Source organism: Flavobacterium sp. 5, assembly GCF_002813295.1.
Classification (GTDB): domain Bacteria; phylum Bacteroidota; class Bacteroidia; order Flavobacteriales; family Flavobacteriaceae; genus Flavobacterium.
Genome location: NZ_PHUE01000001.1, coordinates 4,784,286 through 4,805,814, shown reverse-complemented (window position 1 = coordinate 4,805,814; position 21,529 = coordinate 4,784,286). Strand labels below are relative to the sequence as shown.

Genomic DNA, 21,529 nt, shown 5'->3' with positions numbered 1-21,529 from the left:
CTAATCGTATAAAGCTAATCCAAGTTACAAAATATTAAGAAAAGTTCAGTATTAAATGCTATAAAATGCATTTAAATACGTTGAAATAAAAGAGCCGTTTTAAAAACGGCTCTTTATATTAGAAATTAGGACTCAAATCGTATTTTTTATAGAACTTATTCAAAACTTCAACTACTTCATCTTCAGTGTCTACAATCTTAAATAAATTCAAATCATCAGGACTTATCGTATGTTCTTGTTCAACTAATACCGTTTTTATCCAATCAATTAAACCGGCCCAAAATTTTGTTCCAACCAATATAATTGGAAATTTACCAATCTTTTTGGTCTGAATTAAAGTAATAGCTTCAAATAATTCGTCAAGAGTTCCAAATCCGCCCGGCATCACTACAAATCCTTGCGAATATTTTACAAACATTACTTTTCTAACAAAGAAATAATCAAAATTCAAATTTTTATCTCTGTCAATATAGGGATTAAAATGTTGTTCAAAAGGCAATTCAATATTCAGTCCAACCGAAGTTCCGCCACCTAAATGTGCTCCTTTATTCCCAGCTTCCATAATACCAGGGCCACCACCAGTAATTACGCCATAACCAGCTTTACTGATTTTAAAAGCAATTTTTTCAGCTAATAAATAGTAATGATCTTCTGGTTTTATTCTTGCCGAACCAAAAATAGTAACACAAGGACCAATACGACCCATTGTATCATAACCATTTACAAACTCCGACATGATTTTGAAAATTCCCCAACTATCATTGGATCTAATCTCATTCCAAGTTTTTTGTTTAAAACTATCTTGAATTACTTTGTCTTCGTCATTATCAAAATCTTCTAGTTTCATATGTTTTAGTGTTAATTTTTAGAAGCTATTCCCGCTATTCGTTACAATCTTTTATTTTGTTAAAGGAACAAAATAAAAGGATTTTCACTTCTATCGGGGCTAGGGCATCTGTTTTCAAAAGGAGTTATTTCTAAAACTAAGATAATTCTTTTTTCAAAAATTGAGCTGTATAGCTTTTCTTATTTTTTATAATTTCTTCTGGAGTTCCTTTGGCTACCAATTCTCCTCCACCTTTTCCACCTTCAGGGCCAATATCTATGATATAATCAGCTAGTTTAATTACATCCATATTATGTTCGATAATCAAAATCGTATTTCCTTTGTCTACCAATTTATTAATTACATCCATTAATACTCTAATGTCTTCGAAATGCAATCCTGTTGTAGGTTCGTCCAGAATATAAAAGGTATTTCCAGTATCTTTTTTAGATAATTCACCAGCCAGTTTAATACGTTGTGCTTCACCACCCGAAAGTGTGGTACTTTGTTGTCCGAGCGTAATGTAACCCAAACCAACATCCTGAATCGTTTTTATTTTTCGATAAATTTTAGGAATATTTTCAAAGAAAGGAACCGCTTCATCAACCGTCATATTCAATACATCCGAAATAGATTTTCCTTTGTATCGAATCTCCAATGTTTCTCTGTTAAAACGTTTCCCCTGACATGTTTCACATTCAACATAAACATCAGGTAAAAAGTTCATTTCAATAGTACGAACACCAGAACCTTCGCATGTTTCACAGCGCCCACCTTTGACATTAAAACTAAAACGTCCAGCTTTATAGCCACGAATCATACTTTCGGATGTCATGGTGTATAAATTTCTAATTTCAGTAAAAACTTCGGTATATGTGGCAGGATTAGAACGTGGTGTTCTACCAATTGGACTTTGGTCAATATCAATTACTTTATCAATATGTTCTAAACCTTCTATTTTTTTATATGGCTTCGGTATTTTAACTCCATTAAAATAATATGCATTCAAAATAGGGTAGAGGGTTTCATTAATCAATGTTGATTTTCCACTCCCTGAAACCCCTGTAACACAAATCATTTTTCCTAACGGCAAATCAATTGTAACATTTTTTAAATTATTACCTGTTGCACCAGTCAGCTTCAAGAATTTTCCATTTCCTTCTCTGCGCTTTTCAGGAATATTCAGTTTCATTTTTCCATTCAAATACTGTGCTGTGATAGTATCTGAAGCTAAAGTTTCTGCTGGAGTTCCAATGCTAATAATTTTACCACCATATTTTCCGGCTTTTGGACCAATATCAATAACATAATCGGCTTGTTCAATCATATCTTTGTCGTGTTCTACAACAATAACTGAGTTTCCAATATCACGTAACTGCTCCAAAGAATGAATCAGCTTTTCATTATCTCTTTGGTGTAAACCAATACTTGGCTCATCCAAAATATATAAAACTCCGACCAACTGTGAACCAATTTGCGTTGCCAAGCGAATACGTTGAGCTTCGCCTCCCGACAGCGATTTGGAACTTCGGCTTAGAGCCAAATAATTCAAACCTACATTCATCAAAAAAGCCAATCGGTCTTTTATTTCCTTAATAACTTCAGTTGCAATTAGTTTTTGTTTATCTGATAAATGATTGTCCAAATCCAAAAACCAGGTAGTCAAATCCGAAATGTCCATATCACATAACTCGGATATGTTTTTCTCGTATATTTTAAAATAATTAGCTTCTTTTTTCAAACGGGAACCTTCGCAAACAGGACATTTTATTTCGTCCATGAATTCCTTTGCCCAACGTTTTATCGTTGTAGAACCGCTTTCATCGTGTTGGTTTTTAATGAAATGTGAAATACCCTCAAACTCAATTTTATATTCTTTGGTTATACCCAAAACTTTTGATTCGATTGAAAATTTTTCTTTTCCACCATTCAGAATCATTTCCATTGCTTCTTCAGAAATGGTTTCAACAGCATCCGTCAATTTAAAACCATATTTTTCACCGATGATTTCCAATTGTTTGAAAATCCAAGATGATTTATATTCGCCTAAAGGAGCAAATCCTCCAGCTTTAATAGATAATTTAGAGTTCGGAATGATTTTCCCAACATTAATTTCATTAACTGTTCCCAATCCGTTACAATGCGCACAAGCACCTTTTGGTGAGTTGAAAGAGAATAAATTAGGCTCAGGATTTTGATAGGATATTCCAGTTGTAGGACACATTAAATTTCTACTGAAATAACGTACTTCATTCGTATCTTGATCCAAAACCATCAAAACATTTTCACCATGATGCATAGCTGTGTTTATACTTTCGGATAAACGTTTATCATTCTCAGGATTATCTTCGATCACCATTCGATCTACAATAATTTCAATATCATGGGTTTTATAGCGATCTAATTTCATTCCCGAAACTAAATCTAAGATGTCACCATTTACGCGAACCTTCAAAAAACCTTGTTTAGTTATTTGTTGAAATAATTCTGCATAATGCCCTTTTCTAGCACGAATTACGGGAGCCAAAATGTTAATTCTCTTTCCAGTAAAATTCTGAATGATTAGTTCCTTGATCTGGTCATCCGAATAAGAAACCATTTTTTCTCCAGTGTTATAACTATATGCATCAGCACCACGAGCATAAAGCAAACGCAGGAAATCATAAATCTCAGTTATAGTTCCCACAGTAGAACGGGGGCTTTTGCTGGTTGTTTTTTGTTCGATAGCAATTACTGGCGAAAGCCCATCAATTTTATCAACATCAGGACGCTCTAAACCACCTAAAAATTGTCTTGCATAAGCCGAAAAAGTTTCTACATAACGGCGCTGACCTTCGGCATAGATTGTGTCAAAAGCCAATGAGGATTTACCAGAACCCGAAAGCCCTGTAATAACCACCAATTTTTCACGAGGGATGGAAACGTCTATGTTTTTTAGGTTGTGTACGCGCGCACCTTGAACTTCTATCGTATTGTCTGTGTCTAACATAATTTTTTGGAAAAAAGCAAAGTTACCATTTTGATTGATTCTTTTACTGTAACAGTCTAGAAGATTGTGTTAAAAAGGGAAATAAAAAACGCCAACCGAAGTTAGCGTTTTCACTTTCTTGCTTGAAGATATTTTTTATAAATAAGCTAGTTCATAGCTTCAATATTGATACCAATTATTCTATTATCATGGATTTTAACTTGGTTCTATAAGCTTCAAGTGCTGCATATTTTGATATAAAACCATAATATTTATCATCCCTGATTACCGGAAGATAAGTTTTTTGGCTTGACTCAAATTTATTCATTACAATTTCCATGCTATTGCTAGGATGAATAATAGCAACCGGCTGAACCATTACTTCTTTGATTAGTGTGTATTTTACTCGGTACGTATTGAAAATAATTTCTCGAATATCATTAAAATGCACAATTCCTAATAGATTATTCTCTTTAGAAACCACAGCAAAAATTACTTGATTGGAATGAGAGATTAAATCAACTAATTTTTCAAGGTTTTCATCTGGAGAAACGGTTAAATAATCGGTCTGAATAATAGAATTTGTTTCCAAAGTAGAAAGTACATTCGAATCTTTATTACTAGTAAATGCATGACCTTTTTTGGCTAGATTTTTAACATCTAATGAATGAATTTCAAAACGCTTAGAAATGGCAAAGCTGATAGAAGCAACTATCATAAGAGGAATCATTAAGCCATAGCCTCCAGTAATTTCTGCAATTAGGAATATCCCTGTCAGGGGAGCATGGAATAAACCACTCAAGATTCCCGACATTCCAACCATTGTAAAATTGCTAACAGGTAAATTAGTCAGACCTGTCATATTCAAAAGTTTTGAAAAGAAAAAACCAACATATGAACCTAAGAAAAGGGCAGGAGCAAAGCTACCACCGTTTCCACCGCTTCCTAAAGTTATTCCGGTGGCAAAAGCTTTTAACATAAAAGAGCAGCCTACAAAAACTAATAATGCCCAATTATTATCTCGAAAATCTTTAAAAAGAGTGTTTTCTAATAATTGACCCGGATCGCTTTCTGCTAATGTTCTGATACTTTCATATCCTTCGCCAAAAAGAGTTGGAAAAACGAATATTAAAAGTGCTAAAATGGAGGCTCCAAAAAAAGCTTTTTTATATGGAGAAAGGCGCAAATGAGCAAAATAATGTTCCGCTTTTTGAAAATTACGGGCATAATATACTCCGATGAAACCAGTACATACTCCTAAAAGTATATAGTAGGGAATATTGTGAAAATTGAAAGTTTGTCTTGTTGGAAAATTCAATAAAATACTTTCGTCTAATGCGACAGCAGAAACCAAAGCTCCAGTTGCTGCCGCAATCATTATAGGTGTAAATGCAGAAATACTAACATCTACTAATAAAACTTCGACAGCAAACAAAACTCCTGCGATTGGAGCGTTAAAAGCGGCGGCAATTCCTGCTGCAACTCCACAACCAATAAGCAATGTTCTGTCTTTGTATTGTAATTTATACTTTTGAGCATAGTTGGAACCAAATGCAGCTCCCGTAATAACGATTGGACTTTCCAATCCAGCCGAACCTCCTAAGCCTACAGTAAGCGAGCTGGTAGCAATCTGTGCATACATTTGCTTTTTTGGTATGATACTTGCTTTTTTTGCAACAGCATATAAAATTTGTGAGGTTCCTTTTTCTATGGAACCTCCTAAAAATCGATTAATTACAAACACAGTAAGCATAATACCAATAACTGGTAACATTATCTTAATGAGTCCTACGTTAAATAAATTGGTATGAACAGTCACATAAGTTGCGAACCTAAAAACCCAGTGAGCAAATGTTTTTAGAACAATTACTGCTAAAGCAGAAGAAATTCCAACTAATACACTTGATAAAAAAATAAAATTCTTTGGACTTAAAGCCGATTGTGCTAAAGCAATTATTTGTTCGAGTCTAGAAAAAAAAGCTTTCAACATTATATCTTATTACTTGATTTATGACAAAAATATGACTTTAAATTCAAAAACATGGCAAACTATTCCATTAATAACATGGCATGTTTAGCCACAATTCCAAAATTATAACCTTGTGCCTGATCATATCCTGCATAATTAATTGCTATTAATTGACCGCATTCATTAAACACTGGTGAACCACTGGCACCATGTGTAGAAGTAACATTATATTGAACACTTACACCATCAGATTCTTTATTTATTTGTCCTTCATATACTTGAACTTTTATGCCTTTACGAGTATTTGCTAGCTGCATTCCCATAGGGTAACCAATTAAAATAGCATTAGTCCCTGGTTTTAAACTAGAATCATCTTTTACAGCATTGTCCAAATCCACTATATCATTTACAGATGCTGGTAATTTTTCACTGTTAAGTTGCAAAATTGCTACATCAACTTCATCTCCATCTGCGATTTTAAAAACTTTACATTGCAACCAATCATCTTTTGAACCGTGTAAGGCTACACAAATTTCAACTGTATTGGGAACAATATTAATATCATCTAAATTGGTGTAAATAATTTGGCTTGTAACTGCAGTTTCTTCAGATTTATTGTCGGATATTAATTCATTCACTTCACTGTTTACAATAGATGAATCAACATTAGCGACGGCTACCTTGTTTTCTGTAGCAGCTTCTTCTTCAGAATAATCTCCTTCTTCTTCTCCTTCACTATAATAATCATTCCAATGTGACTCAAGATAGGTTTTATATTCTTTTTTATCAATTGAATCGGGTAGTATAGCTGCAATATGGCTTTTTAACTCACTGAAATCATCAGTTTTTGGGTCCATATATTTCCATGGCTCCGCAACATGATGGTTGGTTACAATTTTTCCATCTTCAGAAACAAAAAAACCAGTTCCTGAAATAGTTTTTTCATCAAATGAACTATCGTCAACTTTTATTTGAAAAGGTTCAGAACCCTTAATTGAAATTTGTAGAGCGTAAGTATGTTTAACAAGTACGACAGCATCTTTGTATTTTTCGTAAATCTGAGTTTGGTTATTTAGGCAAATGGTTTCTTTTTTATGAAATTTTGCCCAAACACGAGGAACTACAATTACACCTAAAACAATTACCACTCCAACTATCAATGCTATTTTTTTATTCCTGGCTTTCGTATTGGCTGCTAAAGAGTTTGTGTTATTTTTTTCTTCTGGAGTGTTGCTATCAGTCATTTTTACTAAATTTTGAAAGCAAATTTAGTAAAACAAAACGTACTTATTTTAAAGAGTTATATTTTAATTGAATTTTTTTATTATAAATAAATAATTAGCTGATTTGTAGTTGTTTAAATATTTAAAAATATAAATATCAAAACCCTGATGCCTTATCATCTCCTCTAAAATCAGCTCCACCTTCTAATTTTCCATCAGGGAGTGCCAATATCGCATCGACTTTTCCAATAACCGGAGTCGTTTTTTCATTGATAATGTAGCCTTTAGATTTTAATTTATCGAATGTCTGAGTATCAAAAGTACCTGGTTCAAATGTAATTATATCAGGTAGCCATTGATGGTGAAATCTTGGGGCATTTACAGCTTCTTGCATGCTTAAATTATATTCATAAACATTCAGTATTGTTTGCAATACAGAAGTAATAATCGTAGATCCCCCTGGAGATCCTACAACCATAAAAAGCTTTCCATTTTTTTCTACTATTGTAGGAGTCATAGAACTTAGCATTCTTTTTTGTGGGGCGATACTATTAGCTTCATTACCTACTAAACCAAACATATTGGGTTCTCCAGGTTTTACGCTAAAATCGTCCATTTCATTATTGAGGAAAAAGCCTAATTCTTCGCAATAATATTTTGAGCCATAGCCATCGTTTAAAGTTGTTGTCGCTGCTATCGCATTCCCAAATTGATCTACTATGGAATAATGAGTAGTTTCAGTACTTTCATTATAAATAACTTTACCTTCTTTAATTTCAGATGATAATGTGGCTTTATCTAAATTAAAACTAGACATTCTTTGTGTTAGATAATCGTCTGCTAAAAGTCCTTTTAAAGGTATTTTTACAAAATCTGGATCTCCCAAAAAATAACTTCTATCGGCGTAAGCTCTACGTTCAGCTTCTACAATTACCTGTATTACTTCTGCTGAGTTATGTCCCATTTTAGATAGATCATAAGGAGCAATCATTTTTAGAATTTGTGCTAAGCAAATACCGCCACTGCTTGGAGGTGACATTGAAATTACTTTTAAATCTTTATAATTAAAAGAAAGAGGAGTTCTCCATTTTGCTTCATATTTGGCTAAATCTTTCATGCTGATAATAGCTCCTTTTTCTTGAAGATATTTTACTAAACTTTTAGCTGTTTGTCCTTTGTAAAATTCATCTTTCCCATTTTTAGCAATGCGTTTAAAAGTCTCTGCCAAAACTGGATACTTAACACTATCGTTTTCTTTATAATTAGTGTTAAATTTAGAATTTTCCCCGTTGATTTTAATGATTGCATCTTTGTAATTGGCGAGAGTGCGTTCTTGTTTTTTGGTAACTATAACTCCTTTCTCTGCTAATGCAATTACAGGTTTCAAAATCTCTGACATAGGCATAGAACCATATTTTTTATTAACAGCAAACATACCAGCAATAGTTCCTGGTATACCAATGGCAAGTGGAGTATCGGTACTTTTTCCTTTAATAACTTTTCCATCTTTGTCTAAAAACATATTTTTGGAAGCAGCCAGAGGAGCTTTTTCTCTATAATCAAGACATCCAACTTCGCCATTTGCTTTGCGAAATACCATGAATCCACCTCCGCCAATATTTCCTGCAAATGGATAAGCAACCGCCAAAGCTAATTCTGTGGCAACCATGGCATCAAATGCATTTCCACCTTTTTGCATAATTTCCACTCCAACTTTAGAAGCTTCTTCACGTGCCGAAACTACCATTGCTTTGCTTACAATGAGTCCAGTACTAGATTTAGTTTCATTTTGAGCAAAACAGTTTATAGATATTGCAATAAATAGGAATATTATTTTTTTCATACGTAGATAATGTTTATTTTTTTAACATGACATGGAATTGGTATAGGTTATCTGTTATTACTAGCAATTTACGGAAGTACTTATTTCATATTGAAAGTAATTTTTGATGAGATTGCATCCTCAATTCTTCAAAAAAAGTTGTGAATTCTACTTCAAAATCTGCGTAATGTTCTTTGAGTTGATTGGAAGCAAATCGCATTTTTGATTCATTTTTGGTGCGACGATCCATCTGAGTGAGAATTTGATGGATACCTTCAATTGTTTGATAGCTTACTAACCAATTTTGTTCAATCATATAGGGCATCATCCCTCTGGCTCTTTCCGAAAGTAAATCGTAATTATCTTTTAAGGAATTATAAAAGCGAGCAACATAAAGTTCTAATTTTTCGTCTGAATATTGATTCCAATTTTTGGCTAAAAAATGGTCATAAAAAATATCAACAATAACTCCTGCATAATGATGATATTCGGTATGTAAACGCTTGGTGCTGTTTCTAAAAATAGTATGAGCATCTGTATAAGTATCTATGAATCGATGTAAAATAATTCCTTTTTGGATTTCTGAGTGATAATTTTCAAATTGTTTACCACGAATTCCATCGGCCATAAAATTCCCAATTTTCACCAACTCATGGTCTTCAGATAAATAAATATGGGCTAGAAAATTCATTTTTTTTAGTAACTAAGTTAATAAGCTTATAAGTTTCCAAGGCATTGTATTTAGTAAAAATAAGAAACTTTATTCAAAAACTTAGCTACATAGTCACTTAGTTACTCAGCAACTTTTTTATATTTGTAACAAATAACCATTTAATAATAAAAAATGACTTTAATAAAATCAATATCCGGAATCCGAGGAACGATAGGAGGTAAAGTGGGAGATAATTTAACTCCTGTAGATGCAGTAAAATTTGCTTCGGCGTATGGAACTTGGCTGAAAAACTATTCAAAAAAAGATAAATTGACTGTAGTAGTGGGTCGTGATGCACGTATTTCAGGACCTATGATTCATAACTTAGTTATCAATACTCTTATCGGTTTAGGAATTGACGTAATTGATTTAGGGCTGTCAACGACTCCAACTGTTGAAGTTGCTGTTCCTTTGGAAAAAGCAGATGGTGGAATCATTTTGACTGCTTCTCACAATCCAAAACAATGGAATGCATTGAAATTGCTGAATGAAAAAGGGGAATTTTTAAATGGAGCTGAAGGTGAAAAAATTCTTCAAATTGCCGAAGACGAAGCTTTTGATTTTTCTGATGTAGATAATTTGGGTACTATTACTCAAAATGATGCTTATATGGATATCCATATTGATGAAGTGTTGAACTTATCATTGGTAGATGTTGATGCAGTAAAAGCAGCTAAATTTAAAGTTGTTGTTGATGGTGTAAATTCATCGGGAGGAATTATTGTTCCAAGATTATTAGAATTGATGGGCGTTGAAGTGGTTAAATTATACTGCGAACCAAACGGTCATTTCCCTCATAATCCAGAACCTTTAAAAGAACATTTAACTGATATTTCTGAGTTAGTTGTTAAAGAAAAAGCACATTTAGGAATTGTAGTTGATCCAGACGTAGATCGTTTAGCTTTTATTAGTGAAGATGGAGAAATGTTTGGCGAAGAATATACTTTGGTGGCTTGCGCTGACTATGTTTTAAGTAAAACTTCTGGAAATACAGTGTCCAATATGTCATCATCTCGTGCGCTGCGTGATGTAACAAATAGCCATAACGGAACTTATGAAGCGAGTGCTGTAGGTGAAGTAAATGTTGTTGAATTGATGAAAAAGAATAACGCGATCATTGGTGGCGAAGGAAATGGCGGAATTATTTACCCAGAATCACATTATGGTCGTGATAGTATGGTAGGGATAGCTTTATTTTTGACACATTTGGCAAATAAAAAAATCTCAGTTTCGGCTTTACGTGCTTCGTATCCTGAATATTATATGAGTAAAAATAAAATTGAATTGACACCACAAATTGATGTTGATGCGATTCTTGTGGCTATGACCGAAAAGTATAAAAATGAAAATATCACTACAATTGATGGAGTAAAAATTGACTTTGCTGAAAATTGGGTACATTTAAGAAAATCAAATACGGAGCCAATTATTAGAATTTATACAGAAGCCTCTTCTCAAAAATTGGCAGATGATTTAGCTCTTCGAATCATTGATGAAATAAAAGCAGTAGCAGGAATTTAAAAAAAAGAAACCGACGAGAGTCGGTTTTTTTTATGTTTAGTGTTTTTGAAATACAAGTATTGTAATTTTAGTGTTACTGCAGACAAGACCAAAATCGAACATTTAAACAATTTGAGAATCTAAAATTTTTCATTTATAATCTATAGATTAAATGGGTTAAATAGAGAATTGAATTAATTGCTTTTTGTTGAGTATTTTATCAGAAATATAAATATTAAAAGGCTTAATTTGAGGATAATTATTGTTTTTAATGGTTAAATTTATAAAAACGCAAAGACTGACAATTTAATTTAATCAAAAAACAATATATTTGAAGTCAAATTTAAATGCTATGTCTACAACAAAAGTTCCCACATCATTAGAGCAATATTTTGAACAATTTCGTAATAATATCATAGGAATTAACCAAGAATTTGAGTCGCCTTATGGCTTTCAAAAAATCATATATACAGACTGGACAGCGAGTGGTCGTTTGTATCGCCCCATAGAAGAAAAATTGATGAATGAGTTTGGCCCTTTTGTAGCCAATACCCATACCGAGACTACTGTTTCAGGAACGGCTATGACTAAATCCTATCATCAGGCTCGCCATATTATTAAGCATCATGTTAATGCTAGTTCCGATGATGTTTTAATAACTGATGGAACCGGAATGACAGGTGTTGTAAATAAATTTCAACGTATTCTGGGCTTAAAAGTTCCTGAGAACCTAAAAGAATATTTCAATGTTCCATCCGAAAAGAAACCAATTGTTTTTATTTCACATATGGAACATCATTCTAATCAAACGTCCTGGCTGGAAACTATTGCAGATGTTGAAGTGATTCCGTCCTGTGAAGAAGGTCTTTTTAGTCTTGACAATTTTACTGCTTTATTAGAAAAATATAAGGATAGAGCATATAAAATTGCTTCAATAACTTCTTGTTCAAATGTCACTGGCATTAAAACACCATATCATGAAGTGGCAAAATTGATGCATCAACACAACGGGGTATGTTTTGTAGATTTTGCCTGCTCTGGTCCTTATGTCAAAATTGATATGCATCCCGAAGATCCTGAATCTTATTTAGATGCCATTTTCTTTTCTCCTCATAAATTTTTGGGAGGTCCAGGGACTTCTGGTGTTTTGGTTTTTAATAAAAAATTATACCATAATATGATTCCTGATTGTCCTGGTGGTGGAACTGTTTCCTGGACAAATCCATGGGGTGAACATAAATATTTAGATAATATAGAAGATAGGGAAGATGGAGGTACCCCGGGTTTTCTGCAAGTTATAAAAACAGCTTTGGCTATTCAGTTGAAAGAGCAAATGGGAATAGATAATATTCTTAATCGTGAACACGAAATTGTCGAATATGTTTTTGATTCCTTTAATTCTAATTCAAATATAAAAATCCTTGCCAGTCAGCATCACGATCGTTTGGGGGTAATTTCTTTTTTTATCGAAGATTTGCATTTTAATTTAGGTGTAAAATTACTGAACGATAAGTTTGGTATACAAACACGTGGTGGATGCAGTTGCGCCGGAACTTATGGTCATTTTTTATTGCATGTAGATCAAGAAGCTTCCAATAAATTAATTGATGAAATTAGCTTAGGGGATCTAATTAGAAAGCCAGGATGGATTAGAATGTCAATACATCCGACTACAACAACAGCCGAAATTGAGTTTGTATGCGAGAGTATAAAATCGTTAGCTAAAAATCACAAAAATTGGTCATTAGATTATGATTATAATAAAGAAACCAATGAGTTTGTTCATAAAAATGCTAAAGCTTTAGAAGATACATTAGTTAAAAATTGGTTTTCATTATAAGAGTAAATTTGCTAATTCAAAAAAAACACCTTTTCAAAATATAATTTCTGAAAAGGTGTTTTTTATATAAAATATATAAGCAAAACTATCTCTTATATTTCCATCTTTTATGTGTCCACAAATAAAATTCCGGAGCTTCGTAAATCTGTTTTTCTAAAAGATGTAAATATTGGTTTGTTAGTTCAAAATCTGGAACATCTTTTGGATTGTCAGAAAGCAGTTCTAGAGTTGCTTCATAATAACCTCTTTTTACTTTCTTAGTATTAAGATAAAGCAAATTCATATTATACCTCTTTGAAAGCATTTCGGCACCCACATGAACTGGCACTTCAATTCCCATAAATGTAGACCAATGTACTGCAGCTTTTGCTTTAGGAGTTTGATCACTTGCAAAACCATACAATGCCAAAACATGATTTTTGTTATTATTAATTATTGTTGGCACAGTTTGTTTTGTTGTTATTAATTTGGCATTGAATCTTGAACGTATTTTATGCACTAATTTATCAAAATATGGATTTTTAATTTGTTTATAAATACCATAAGCAACAAAATCAGAATAATAGTTCATAGAAATAATCCATTCATAACTAGCATAGTGCGAACATATAATCGCGACACTTTTTCCTTGTTTTTCGATTTCTTTATATACTTCTATGTTTTTAAAAACAAATCTTTTACAGATTTCTTCTTTTGAAATGTTCATTGTTTTAATCATTTCAAGAAACATATCACACATATGATGATAGAATTTTTTTTCTATAATCAATCGTTCTTTGTTAGATAATTTTGGAAGGGCCAAGGCTAAATTGTCACGAACTGTTTTTTTACGATAACCAATTATTCTGTAACTGACGAAATAAACCAAATCTGAGGTTATGTATAATAATCGAAAAGGAAGCATCGATATCACCCAAATAAAAGGGTAGGCAAGTAGATATATAAGATATTGCATTAATTCTAAATTTATGCAAAGATAAAAAATAATTATTTTCTTTATTCTTTGAAAATTCAGAAATGCTATTCCTGTTATGATAAATGATTATTGTGAAGTATTATCGTCTATGTTTCCATCTTTTATGAGTCCATAAATAGTATTCTGGAGCTTCATGGATTTGTTGTTCTACAAGCTTTAGAAAATTGTCTGTAATCTCATAGTTAGGCACTTCAGTGGCGTTTTTAGAAAGAATTTCAATAGTAGCTTCATAATAACCACGTTTTATCTTTTTTGTTTTTAGAAAAACAACATTCATATCATATTTTTTTGATAACATTTCGGCTCCGGTATGCACAGGAACTTCAATACCCATGAATTTTGCCCAATGGTAGGCACAACTTTCTCTTGGTGATTGGTCGCTTGCAAATCCATAAACGGATAGGTTTTTGTTTTTGCAATTCACTTCTATTGTAGGGATTGTTTCTTTTGTAGTTATTAAATGTGCATTAAATTTTGATCGAATAGAATGTATTAATTTATCAAAATATGGATTTTTAATTTGCTTATAAATTCCAAAACCTTTAAATTTTATATAATAATTCATTGATATAGCCCATTCGTAACTAGCGTAATGAGCACACATTAAAGCAATGCTTTTATCTTGTTTTTCTAACTCAGCAAAGATTTCAAAATTTTTAATGACATATCTTTTACAAATTTCTTTTTTTGAAATATTCATTGTTTTAACCATTTCAAGAAATATATCACACAAGTGCTGATAAAACTTTTTTTCAATAATTAAACGCTCTTTATTTGATAAATTAGGAAGTGCCAAGGTTAAGTTCTCTCGAACCGTTTTTTTACGATACCCAATTATTCGGTAAGCAACGAAATAGACTAAATCAGAAAACAAATATAATAAACGAAAAGGAAGCATTGATATTCCCCAAATTAGAGGATAAGCAAGCAAATATATGAGATATTGCATGTAATCAAAATTTTGTAAATCTAAATAAATAATAGCTTTTTTTATGTTCTTTCAAGACTAAGAAATCTGTCACTACTAGAACATAAGGATTGTTTTAAAATGCTATTTTTTATGTTTCCATCTTTTATGAGTCCATAAATAATACTCTGGAGCTTCATAAATTTGTTGTTCAACAAGTTTTAAGAACTGATCTGTTATTTGATAATTAGGTAATTCTTTTGCATTTTCAGTTATAATCTCCATAGTTCCTTCATAATAACCACGTTTTATTTTTTTTGTTCTTAAGAAAATTACGTTCATATCGTATTTTTTTGATAACATTTCAGCACCAGTATATACTGGTACTTCAATACCCATGAACTTTGCAAAATAGTTGGAAGGGTTCTCTTTTGGAGACTGGTCGCTTGCAAATCCATACGTTGATAAGTTTTTATTTCGGTAGTTATTTGCAATTATTGGGATTGTTTCTTTAGTGGTAATTAAGGTTGCGTTATATTTGGAACGAATAGAATGAACTAATTTATCAAAATATGGGTTTTTAATTTTTTTGTAAATACCATATCCTTTAAATTTTGTGTAATAGTTCATAGATACAACCCATTCGTAACTGGCATAATGTGCGCACATAATAGCAATACTTTTATCCTGCTTTTCTAGTTCGGCATATAATTCGAAATTTTTAAAGACATATCTTTTACATATTTCTTCTTTGGAAATAGACATTGTTTTAATCATTTCAAGAAACAAATCACAAAGATGATGATAGAATTTTTTCTCAATAATCAAACGTTCCTTATCCGATAAATGGGGTAGAGTCAACTTTAGATTTGTTCGTACCGTTTTTTTTCTATAACCAATAATTCGATAAAGAATAAAATATACAAAATCAGAAAATAAATATAATATCGGAAAGGGAAGTATTGAAATACACCATAAAAAGGGGTAAACAATTAGATAAATAATGAATTTCATTTTTTTGTTTTTCGCCAAATATAGGATATTAATCTGTTTTTGAATGTGCTTTAAGATTTATTTAATTATAATCAATTTTAAATACTTTTGAAAAAAAAGAATTACTTTGAATTCAGTCGTAGTAGTACTATTTGTAAATTAAATATTAGTTAGCTTTACAGTAAATTTTTAAAAACCTGCTTATTTATGAATATCATTTTGATTGTAATTATTGTGGCCAATGTATTAATTAGTTATAAAGGCTTTAATGATCTTTATTTTTTTAGAAAATATGAATTTCATGTTGGAAGTATTCGTGCCGGAGAGCAAATTCGAATGCTATCGTCTGGATTTCTACATGCAGATATAGGGCATTTATTTTTTAATATGTTAACACTTTATTTTTTTGCACCAGTCGTATTTAGTTTTTTGGGAAGCTTTTCATTCGTTCTCGTTTATTTTGGAAGCCTAATCTTTGGAAGTTTATTGACTATGTCTTTTCATAAGGATGATTATGGCTATAGGGCAGTTGGAGCTTCGGGTGCAGTAACTGGAGTATTATATTCTGCAATTTTATTGAATCCAGATATGATGTTGGGATTGTATTTTGTAATTCCAATTCCTGCCTATTTATTTGGTATTTTGTATTTATTATATTCAATTTATGGTATGAGAGCAAAAAATGATAATATTGGGCATACAGCTCATTTTGGAGGAGCGATAGGCGGATATATGATTACGCTATTAAGAAATCCTGAATTAATACAAGAACACACCTTAATGACCGTTTTGTTAGCAATCCCTATTGTTATTCTCTTTGGAATGGCAAAGATGGGTAAACTATAAATAATAATTTAAATTTTAAAAAGTATGAAAAAATCAATTGTATTCTTAGTTTGTTTATTTACTGTGCTTGCTTATAGTCAAGAAGTAAAACTGGTTCCTCAAATAAATGTTTCTGGAGAGGGAAAGATTAAAGTAGTTCCCGATCAAGTTATGATATTAGCTACAGTAGAAACTAAAGGAACAAATGCTAAAGATGTAAAAAAACAAAATGACCAGCAAATGGAAGCTGTTATAAAATTGATTAAAACTATGAATTTAGCTCCTGCTGATTACAAAACAAAAAGAGTCTCTTTGAATCCGCAGTATGATCCTGAGAAAAAGAAGCATACTTATAATGCAACACAAACTATCGAAATTCTATTGAAAGATTTGTCAAAGTATGATGAATTAATGGAAGGATTAGTAGATCAAGGAATCAATAGAATTGATAATGTTACTTTTCAATCTTCAAAATTAGCCCAATACCAATCTGAAGCACGAAAACAAGCTATGAAGGACGCAAAAATGAAAGCTGAAGACTATGTGTCTGTTTTAGGGCAAAAAGTTGGCTTAGCAACTGTTGTTACAGATAACTCACAAAACTATTATCCACAACCTGTGTATGGCGAAATGAGAACTATGGCAATGAAATCTGATAGTGCTGCGCCAAGAGAAACAATGGCTGTGGGAGAGATTGAGATAGTAGCTAATGTAAGTGTTAGTTTTAAACTAGAGTAGAGTTTAGTATTTTTGAATCAATCAAAAATTGAAATAATCCAATTTTACAAAAAAGTGCTTGAATTTCAAGCGCTTTTTTTTATGATTTAATTTCATTTCTAAGTTTGCTTCTTTTTTTACCATAAATGAAATAGATTATAAAGCCAATTGCCAACCACATAAAAAGTCGTAACCAAGTCCTCTTTAGGTTAATCAAATTATTTACATAGTCTGTAACTTTTAAATTTGATCCAAAAGAGATGATTTTTTTTTTTTTTTTTTTTTGAATTTAAAGCAAAAAAAAACGTTTCAATTGCTTGAAACGTTTTTGTGGGGAGAGCAGGATTCGAACCTGCGAAGTTCACACAGCAGATTTACAGTCTGCCCTCGTTGGCCGCTTGAGTATCTCCCCAGACCTTATTTGGTAACGTTTATTTCGTTATCCGGGTGCAAATATAGACACACTTTTTAGTTCTACAAACTTTTTTAGCACTTTATTTTAGTATTATTTTTAATGTATTGGTATTGAATAAAATAAAAAATCTCCACGAGGGAGATTTTTTATTTTGAACTACTAAATTGGTTTATTTACCTAATAATTCTATGATTTTTGTTTTAAGTTCATCGCCTCTTAAATCTTGTGCAACTACATTTCCTGATTGATCAAGAATAAAAGTTGCTGGAATAGATTCTACTTTGTATTGCTTGGCAATTGGTTCTTCCCAACCTTTAAGATTTGAAACCTGTGTCCAAATTAATTTGTCTTTTGCGATAGCATCTTTCCATTTTACTGGATCTTCATCTAAAGAAACACCAATTATATTAAGACCTTTTGAATGTAATTCATTATAAATAGCAACTACATTTGGATTTTCTTTTCGGCATGGACCACACCAAGAGGCCCAAAAATCAACGATCGTAACTTTTCCTAAACTTTCTTTAAGGCTAATTGTCTTGCCTTCTGGATTAGGAGCAGAAAAATCTGTTCTTCATTTAGCTGCTGGAGCAACTGGAGCTGCTGTAGCACCAACTGAAGGCGTTTTTAATGAAGCAATTTTTGTTTTTACAGCTTTACCGTGTTTAGAGTTTTTCAATGACTCATCTAAGCTATTGTACATAGTTTCAATTTTTTTAGAATCTACAGCAGGGTCATTACTCATTCCTTCAATAATTAGTACACTAATAAAAGCTTTAGGATGTGTATTTGCATAATCAACATATTTAGCTTTTGAAGTTGCACCAATTTCAGTTTGAATTTTAGTATATTCTTTCATCAAACCATTAATAGTTGCTGTATCCTTAGCTTGTTGAGCCATTTGCATTTTTTGCATATTAGCTGTTTGAAAAGCCATTAAAGGTTTTTGTATTTTAGTTATTTCTTCATTAAATTTCACATACTCATCATTATTATAAGTACCAGAAATTTTAGATTTTTGAATAGTATCTTTATTTACAAGAACTGTAATATCTCCATTTTCTAAGATAAATGGAATTTTACCTTGTGCTCCTTCGATTTGTAAAGTATGGAAAGATGGTTCAGTTACTTTTCCTTTGATTTCAAATTTTCCGTTTTCAATTTTTACTGTATCAACAGCAATCAATCCCATTCCTTTCTCGTCTTGAGTCTCTAGGATAACAGTTTTTCCATTTTCAAATCCAGTAGCAGTTCCTGAGATAGTGTATTTGTCTTTGCTACAAGAAGTAAGTAAAGCTGTAGCGGTAAGAAATAAAATAATTTTTTTCATTTTTATTAGTTAATTGTTTTTAAGATTACAAAAGTATTTAAAATTATAAATTAACAATAACTTTAGTCCCTAAATTTATGTTATAATTTTCTAGTATTTCAAGTTGTTAAAAATAAGAAAATACAGTGTTTATAATTTTATTTTATTAATAAATGATAAGAATTTCTCGTTTAAGAAGTGAGCATTCTTAATCTTTTTTGAAGATAAAAGTATTTTTGTTTAATAGGCAGTTTTTGATTTTTAATGATTAATAAACAATTTAGTTGTTATATTCATGTAAATAAGACTCAATATGTTCAATTTCATTTTGAGTAATTGTAATATCTAAATTTACACCCCTTAAGTCTTTGTGTAAATAAGAACAAACAGGATTATCTTTTAATTTTAAATCAATATCAGCTTTGACCTCTTGCAGCTTTTCAATTGTTTTTAAAGCATTTTTGTACTGTTTTTGATAGTTGTTAATTTTAGCATCCATTTTTTTCGGTTAAGTTAATGTCTATTGGGTTTGCTAATTTATTAAAAAACTTGTTAAAAAAATGTTAAGTAAAATCTAATTTAAGTTTTATCTATTTGCTATCAAATATTTACATTTTAAAATAAAAAAAGCACCCTATTAAGAGTAGTAGTGGTCGGAAGAAATTCCGGCCACTTATGTTTTAAAGACTTTTGAAGGATCTCCACCTGCCAACGTTATCATTATTGCAGTAATAAGTTCTCTAAGTTCCAAAACAAATCTTCTTTTAGCGGTTTTATAACCAATATTATTTGCTTTTTTATATATAAGGATAAGCATTGCTACAATTAAAGTCATATAAACCATTACTTCTATTCCATTTTTGCTGAGTGAAACAAGATGACTAAAATTGAGTTCTTGTTTGATAAATCTAAAAAAACTTCAATATCCCATCTTTTCCTGTAATAATCAGCAACTTCTTTAGCAGTAAGTTGAAAATCATTAGTAATAAACCAAAAAGCTTTTTCGGGATTTTGTTTGTTTTTCACAACCACTAGCCTGAATTGATTATCGACTTTTTCTTGGCGATGATGTGTGTTCCCTCGCTTGTTTTTTATTGGAACACCTGTGTAAAGGTTGACAATACTGTCTTGAATTAAGATATTTTCTCCAATATCTAAATCCTGATTTTCCTGAATCAAAGACCGTATTTCTTGATGTTTTCGGTTTTCCTTAGACCTGATAACAAATTTGATATTCTTTTTATCAAAGTCTTTCATAGTTCGGATGGATTGAATACCTCTGTCGATAATGTAAATATTGCTATGTTCAGTATCTTTTTTTACTTGATTTAAAATAGCTTCGGGAAGAGCATTATCTTCTGCTGAATATCTTTGAGCATTAAATATCTCAACACCAGAAGGAAGAATTCCGTCAAAGGAAACACTATATTTTATAAGTTTTTTACCGCTTTTTTGATCAATACCTTCTTTGAGTTTTCCAGCAGCTTCTGCAACAATGGTACTATCTACCCGAATTAAATTATACTTGCCTCTTTCTAACTGATTGTAACTCTCAGAAAAACGATCATACATACATTCAAAAATTTCTTTGAAATAACTCGCATCAATCTTCGAGAGTCTCTCTGAAATTGAACTTCTTCGGATAGTTTCTGATTCATCCAAGTTAAATATAGATTTAAAACCTGAATAGTTAAAGGTGTCTTCCAATGTTCGTTGGCTGAGCTTTTCGTTATCCATTATAGAATATAAAAGCAGATAAAATACTTTTTTGCCATGAAGAACTTTTGAATAATGATCTACTTTAGTACTGGTGGAAAGATGGGATAAGAGAGCCTCTGGAATGAAGCCTAATAATTCTTTAACGGATACTTTGTGGTCTTTAAAATTTGCCATAGATTACTGATTTACCAGTAATAAATATACGTAAAATTAATACTATAAACAAGAAAAATCTCGTTAAATAAATAATTAAAAACAAAAAAAAGTCGGAAGATTTTCTTCCGACCATGACTACCCTATTAAGAGTGCTTTTTTTATTTTAAATTTAAAACTATTCTTGGTTGATCGTTTTTCTCCAAGGAAAAGCATTAAATATATGTCTTTTTGCAAATCTTCCAGGAGAATCTGCGTTAACCATTTTTACATAAGTAGCTTTAGGTACACTAATGTATTCATAAACACTACCGTTTGAGAAATTAACGATCAATCTACCTTCAACAAACTTGTAGTCTGTTATAGTTGCTGTAGTCGTTGTTTCAGTATATTCAGGTAAAAGTTGTTTGATTGTCTCTGCGTTGATACTTACTAAGAAATGGTAAGCTTCAATTATTCTTTTACTGTTTTCTTCAGCTTCTTTTAAACCAGCTTCATCACCTTGAAATTTATCAGGATGTGCATCTTTCATCGCATTACGATAGATGGTTTTCAATTCTTTAAGCTCTACTGTTTTTTCTACATTAAGTAGTTTGCGGTATTCAACTATTTTTTTCATAAATAAGGTAACTACTTGTCTTTTACTATTCAACCA

At 31.5% G+C, this 21,529-nt stretch carries 19 protein-coding genes, 1 tRNA gene and 1 pseudogene; 4 read left to right on the top strand and 17 right to left on the bottom strand.

Annotated elements, in window-relative coordinates; translation table 11 throughout:
* Nucleotides 1-118 precede the first annotated feature (118 nt).
* From CLU82_RS20150 to CLU82_RS20125, 6 genes are all read right to left on the bottom strand, one after another.
* Nucleotides 119-847: a TIGR00730 family Rossman fold protein gene (locus CLU82_RS20150; protein ID WP_100844788.1), complete on the bottom strand. Its 729-nt coding sequence runs from the start codon at nucleotides 845-847 to the stop codon at nucleotides 119-121.
* 136 nt (nucleotides 848-983) lie between these two features.
* Nucleotides 984-3,815, bottom strand: a complete 2,832-nt coding sequence (uvrA, locus tag CLU82_RS20145; RefSeq protein ID WP_100844787.1) for an excinuclease ABC subunit UvrA — start codon at nucleotides 3,813-3,815, stop codon at nucleotides 984-986.
* Nucleotides 3,816-3,990: 175 nt separating this feature from the next.
* Nucleotides 3,991-5,784, bottom strand: coding sequence for a chloride channel protein (locus tag CLU82_RS20140; protein WP_100844786.1), 1,794 nt, complete (start codon nucleotides 5,782-5,784; stop codon nucleotides 3,991-3,993).
* A gap of 59 nt (nucleotides 5,785-5,843) precedes the next feature.
* Nucleotides 5,844-7,007 carry a serine protease gene (locus tag CLU82_RS20135; protein ID WP_100844785.1) on the bottom strand — a complete coding sequence of 388 codons (1,164 nt, stop codon included), beginning with the start codon at nucleotides 7,005-7,007 and terminating at the stop codon, nucleotides 5,844-5,846.
* 136 nt (nucleotides 7,008-7,143) lie between these two features.
* Nucleotides 7,144-8,829 carry a gamma-glutamyltransferase gene (gene ggt, locus CLU82_RS20130; protein ID WP_100844784.1) on the bottom strand — a complete coding sequence of 562 codons (1,686 nt, stop codon included), beginning with the start codon at nucleotides 8,827-8,829 and terminating at the stop codon, nucleotides 7,144-7,146.
* Between the two features lie 85 nt (nucleotides 8,830-8,914).
* Nucleotides 8,915-9,499 carry an ACP phosphodiesterase gene (locus CLU82_RS20125; protein WP_100844783.1) on the bottom strand — a complete coding sequence of 195 codons (585 nt, stop codon included), beginning with the start codon at nucleotides 9,497-9,499 and terminating at the stop codon, nucleotides 8,915-8,917.
* Between the two features lie 153 nt (nucleotides 9,500-9,652).
* On the opposite strand from CLU82_RS20125, the gene glmM reads away from it, so the two are divergent.
* Together glmM and CLU82_RS20115 are read left to right on the top strand one after the other, a co-directional pair.
* The gene (glmM, locus tag CLU82_RS20120; RefSeq protein ID WP_100844782.1) at nucleotides 9,653-11,041 is read left to right on the top strand and encodes a phosphoglucosamine mutase; all 1,389 of its coding nucleotides are present in this window, start codon (nucleotides 9,653-9,655) and stop codon (nucleotides 11,039-11,041) included.
* Nucleotides 11,042-11,372: 331 nt separating this feature from the next.
* Entirely contained in the window at nucleotides 11,373-12,860 is a 1,488-nt protein-coding gene (locus CLU82_RS20115) for an aminotransferase class V-fold PLP-dependent enzyme (protein ID WP_100844781.1), read from the top strand.
* Nucleotides 12,861-12,945: 85 nt separating this feature from the next.
* Here CLU82_RS20115 and CLU82_RS20110 read toward each other — a convergent pair whose 3' ends face one another.
* The 3 genes from CLU82_RS20110 to CLU82_RS20100 all read right to left on the bottom strand — a co-directional run bounded on the left by CLU82_RS20110 (nucleotide 12,946) and on the right by CLU82_RS20100 (nucleotide 15,757).
* A complete protein-coding gene (locus CLU82_RS20110) occupies nucleotides 12,946-13,815 on the bottom strand; it encodes a lysophospholipid acyltransferase family protein (protein ID WP_100844780.1) in 870 nt (289 codons plus the stop codon).
* A 100-nt stretch (nucleotides 13,816-13,915) separates the two neighbouring features.
* On the bottom strand, nucleotides 13,916-14,785 hold the full coding sequence (locus CLU82_RS20105; protein WP_100844779.1) for a lysophospholipid acyltransferase family protein: 870 nt from the start codon (nucleotides 14,783-14,785) through the stop codon (nucleotides 13,916-13,918).
* 102 nt (nucleotides 14,786-14,887) lie between these two features.
* Nucleotides 14,888-15,757 (bottom strand): lysophospholipid acyltransferase family protein, encoded by an 870-nt coding sequence (locus CLU82_RS20100; protein ID WP_100844778.1) that lies wholly within the window; start codon nucleotides 15,755-15,757, stop codon nucleotides 14,888-14,890.
* Nucleotides 15,758-15,943: 186 nt separating this feature from the next.
* Between CLU82_RS20100 and CLU82_RS20095 the strand changes: the two genes are divergently transcribed.
* On the top strand, nucleotides 15,944-16,582 hold the full coding sequence (locus CLU82_RS20095) for a rhomboid family intramembrane serine protease (RefSeq protein WP_100844777.1): 639 nt from the start codon (nucleotides 15,944-15,946) through the stop codon (nucleotides 16,580-16,582).
* Nucleotides 16,583-16,606: 24 nt separating this feature from the next.
* Nucleotides 16,607-17,299, top strand: a complete 693-nt coding sequence (locus tag CLU82_RS20090) for an SIMPL domain-containing protein (RefSeq protein WP_100844776.1) — start codon at nucleotides 16,607-16,609, stop codon at nucleotides 17,297-17,299.
* A 79-nt stretch (nucleotides 17,300-17,378) separates the two neighbouring features.
* Here the strand turns inward: CLU82_RS20090 and CLU82_RS20905 are convergent, their stop codons facing one another.
* From CLU82_RS20905 to CLU82_RS20060, 8 genes and pseudogenes are all read right to left on the bottom strand, one after another.
* Nucleotides 17,379-17,495, bottom strand: a complete 117-nt coding sequence (locus CLU82_RS20905) for an amino acid permease C-terminal domain-containing protein (RefSeq protein WP_255409725.1) — start codon at nucleotides 17,493-17,495, stop codon at nucleotides 17,379-17,381.
* Nucleotides 17,496-17,609: 114 nt separating this feature from the next.
* Nucleotides 17,610-17,690, bottom strand: a tRNA-Tyr gene (locus tag CLU82_RS20085).
* Nucleotides 17,691-17,862: 172 nt separating this feature from the next.
* Nucleotides 17,863-18,249, bottom strand: a pseudogene (locus tag CLU82_RS20080) (TlpA family protein disulfide reductase); the annotation flags it as partial.
* Between the two features lie 18 nt (nucleotides 18,250-18,267).
* On the bottom strand, nucleotides 18,268-19,023 hold the full coding sequence (locus tag CLU82_RS20075; protein ID WP_100844775.1) for a DUF4369 domain-containing protein: 756 nt from the start codon (nucleotides 19,021-19,023) through the stop codon (nucleotides 18,268-18,270).
* A 259-nt stretch (nucleotides 19,024-19,282) separates the two neighbouring features.
* The gene (locus CLU82_RS20070) at nucleotides 19,283-19,501 is read right to left on the bottom strand and encodes a hypothetical protein (RefSeq protein ID WP_100844774.1); all 219 of its coding nucleotides are present in this window, start codon (nucleotides 19,499-19,501) and stop codon (nucleotides 19,283-19,285) included.
* 174 nt (nucleotides 19,502-19,675) lie between these two features.
* Nucleotides 19,676-19,837 (bottom strand): hypothetical protein, encoded by a 162-nt coding sequence (locus CLU82_RS21055; RefSeq protein WP_232735282.1) that lies wholly within the window; start codon nucleotides 19,835-19,837, stop codon nucleotides 19,676-19,678.
* Nucleotides 19,838-19,851: 14 nt separating this feature from the next.
* Complete coding sequence (locus tag CLU82_RS20065) at nucleotides 19,852-20,895, bottom strand: transposase (protein ID WP_232735281.1); 1,044 nt, start codon at nucleotides 20,893-20,895, stop codon at nucleotides 19,852-19,854.
* Between the two features lie 157 nt (nucleotides 20,896-21,052).
* Nucleotides 21,053-21,493, bottom strand: a complete 441-nt coding sequence (locus CLU82_RS20060; protein ID WP_100845096.1) for a KTSC domain-containing protein — start codon at nucleotides 21,491-21,493, stop codon at nucleotides 21,053-21,055.
* Between the last annotated feature and the right edge of the window lie 36 nt (nucleotides 21,494-21,529).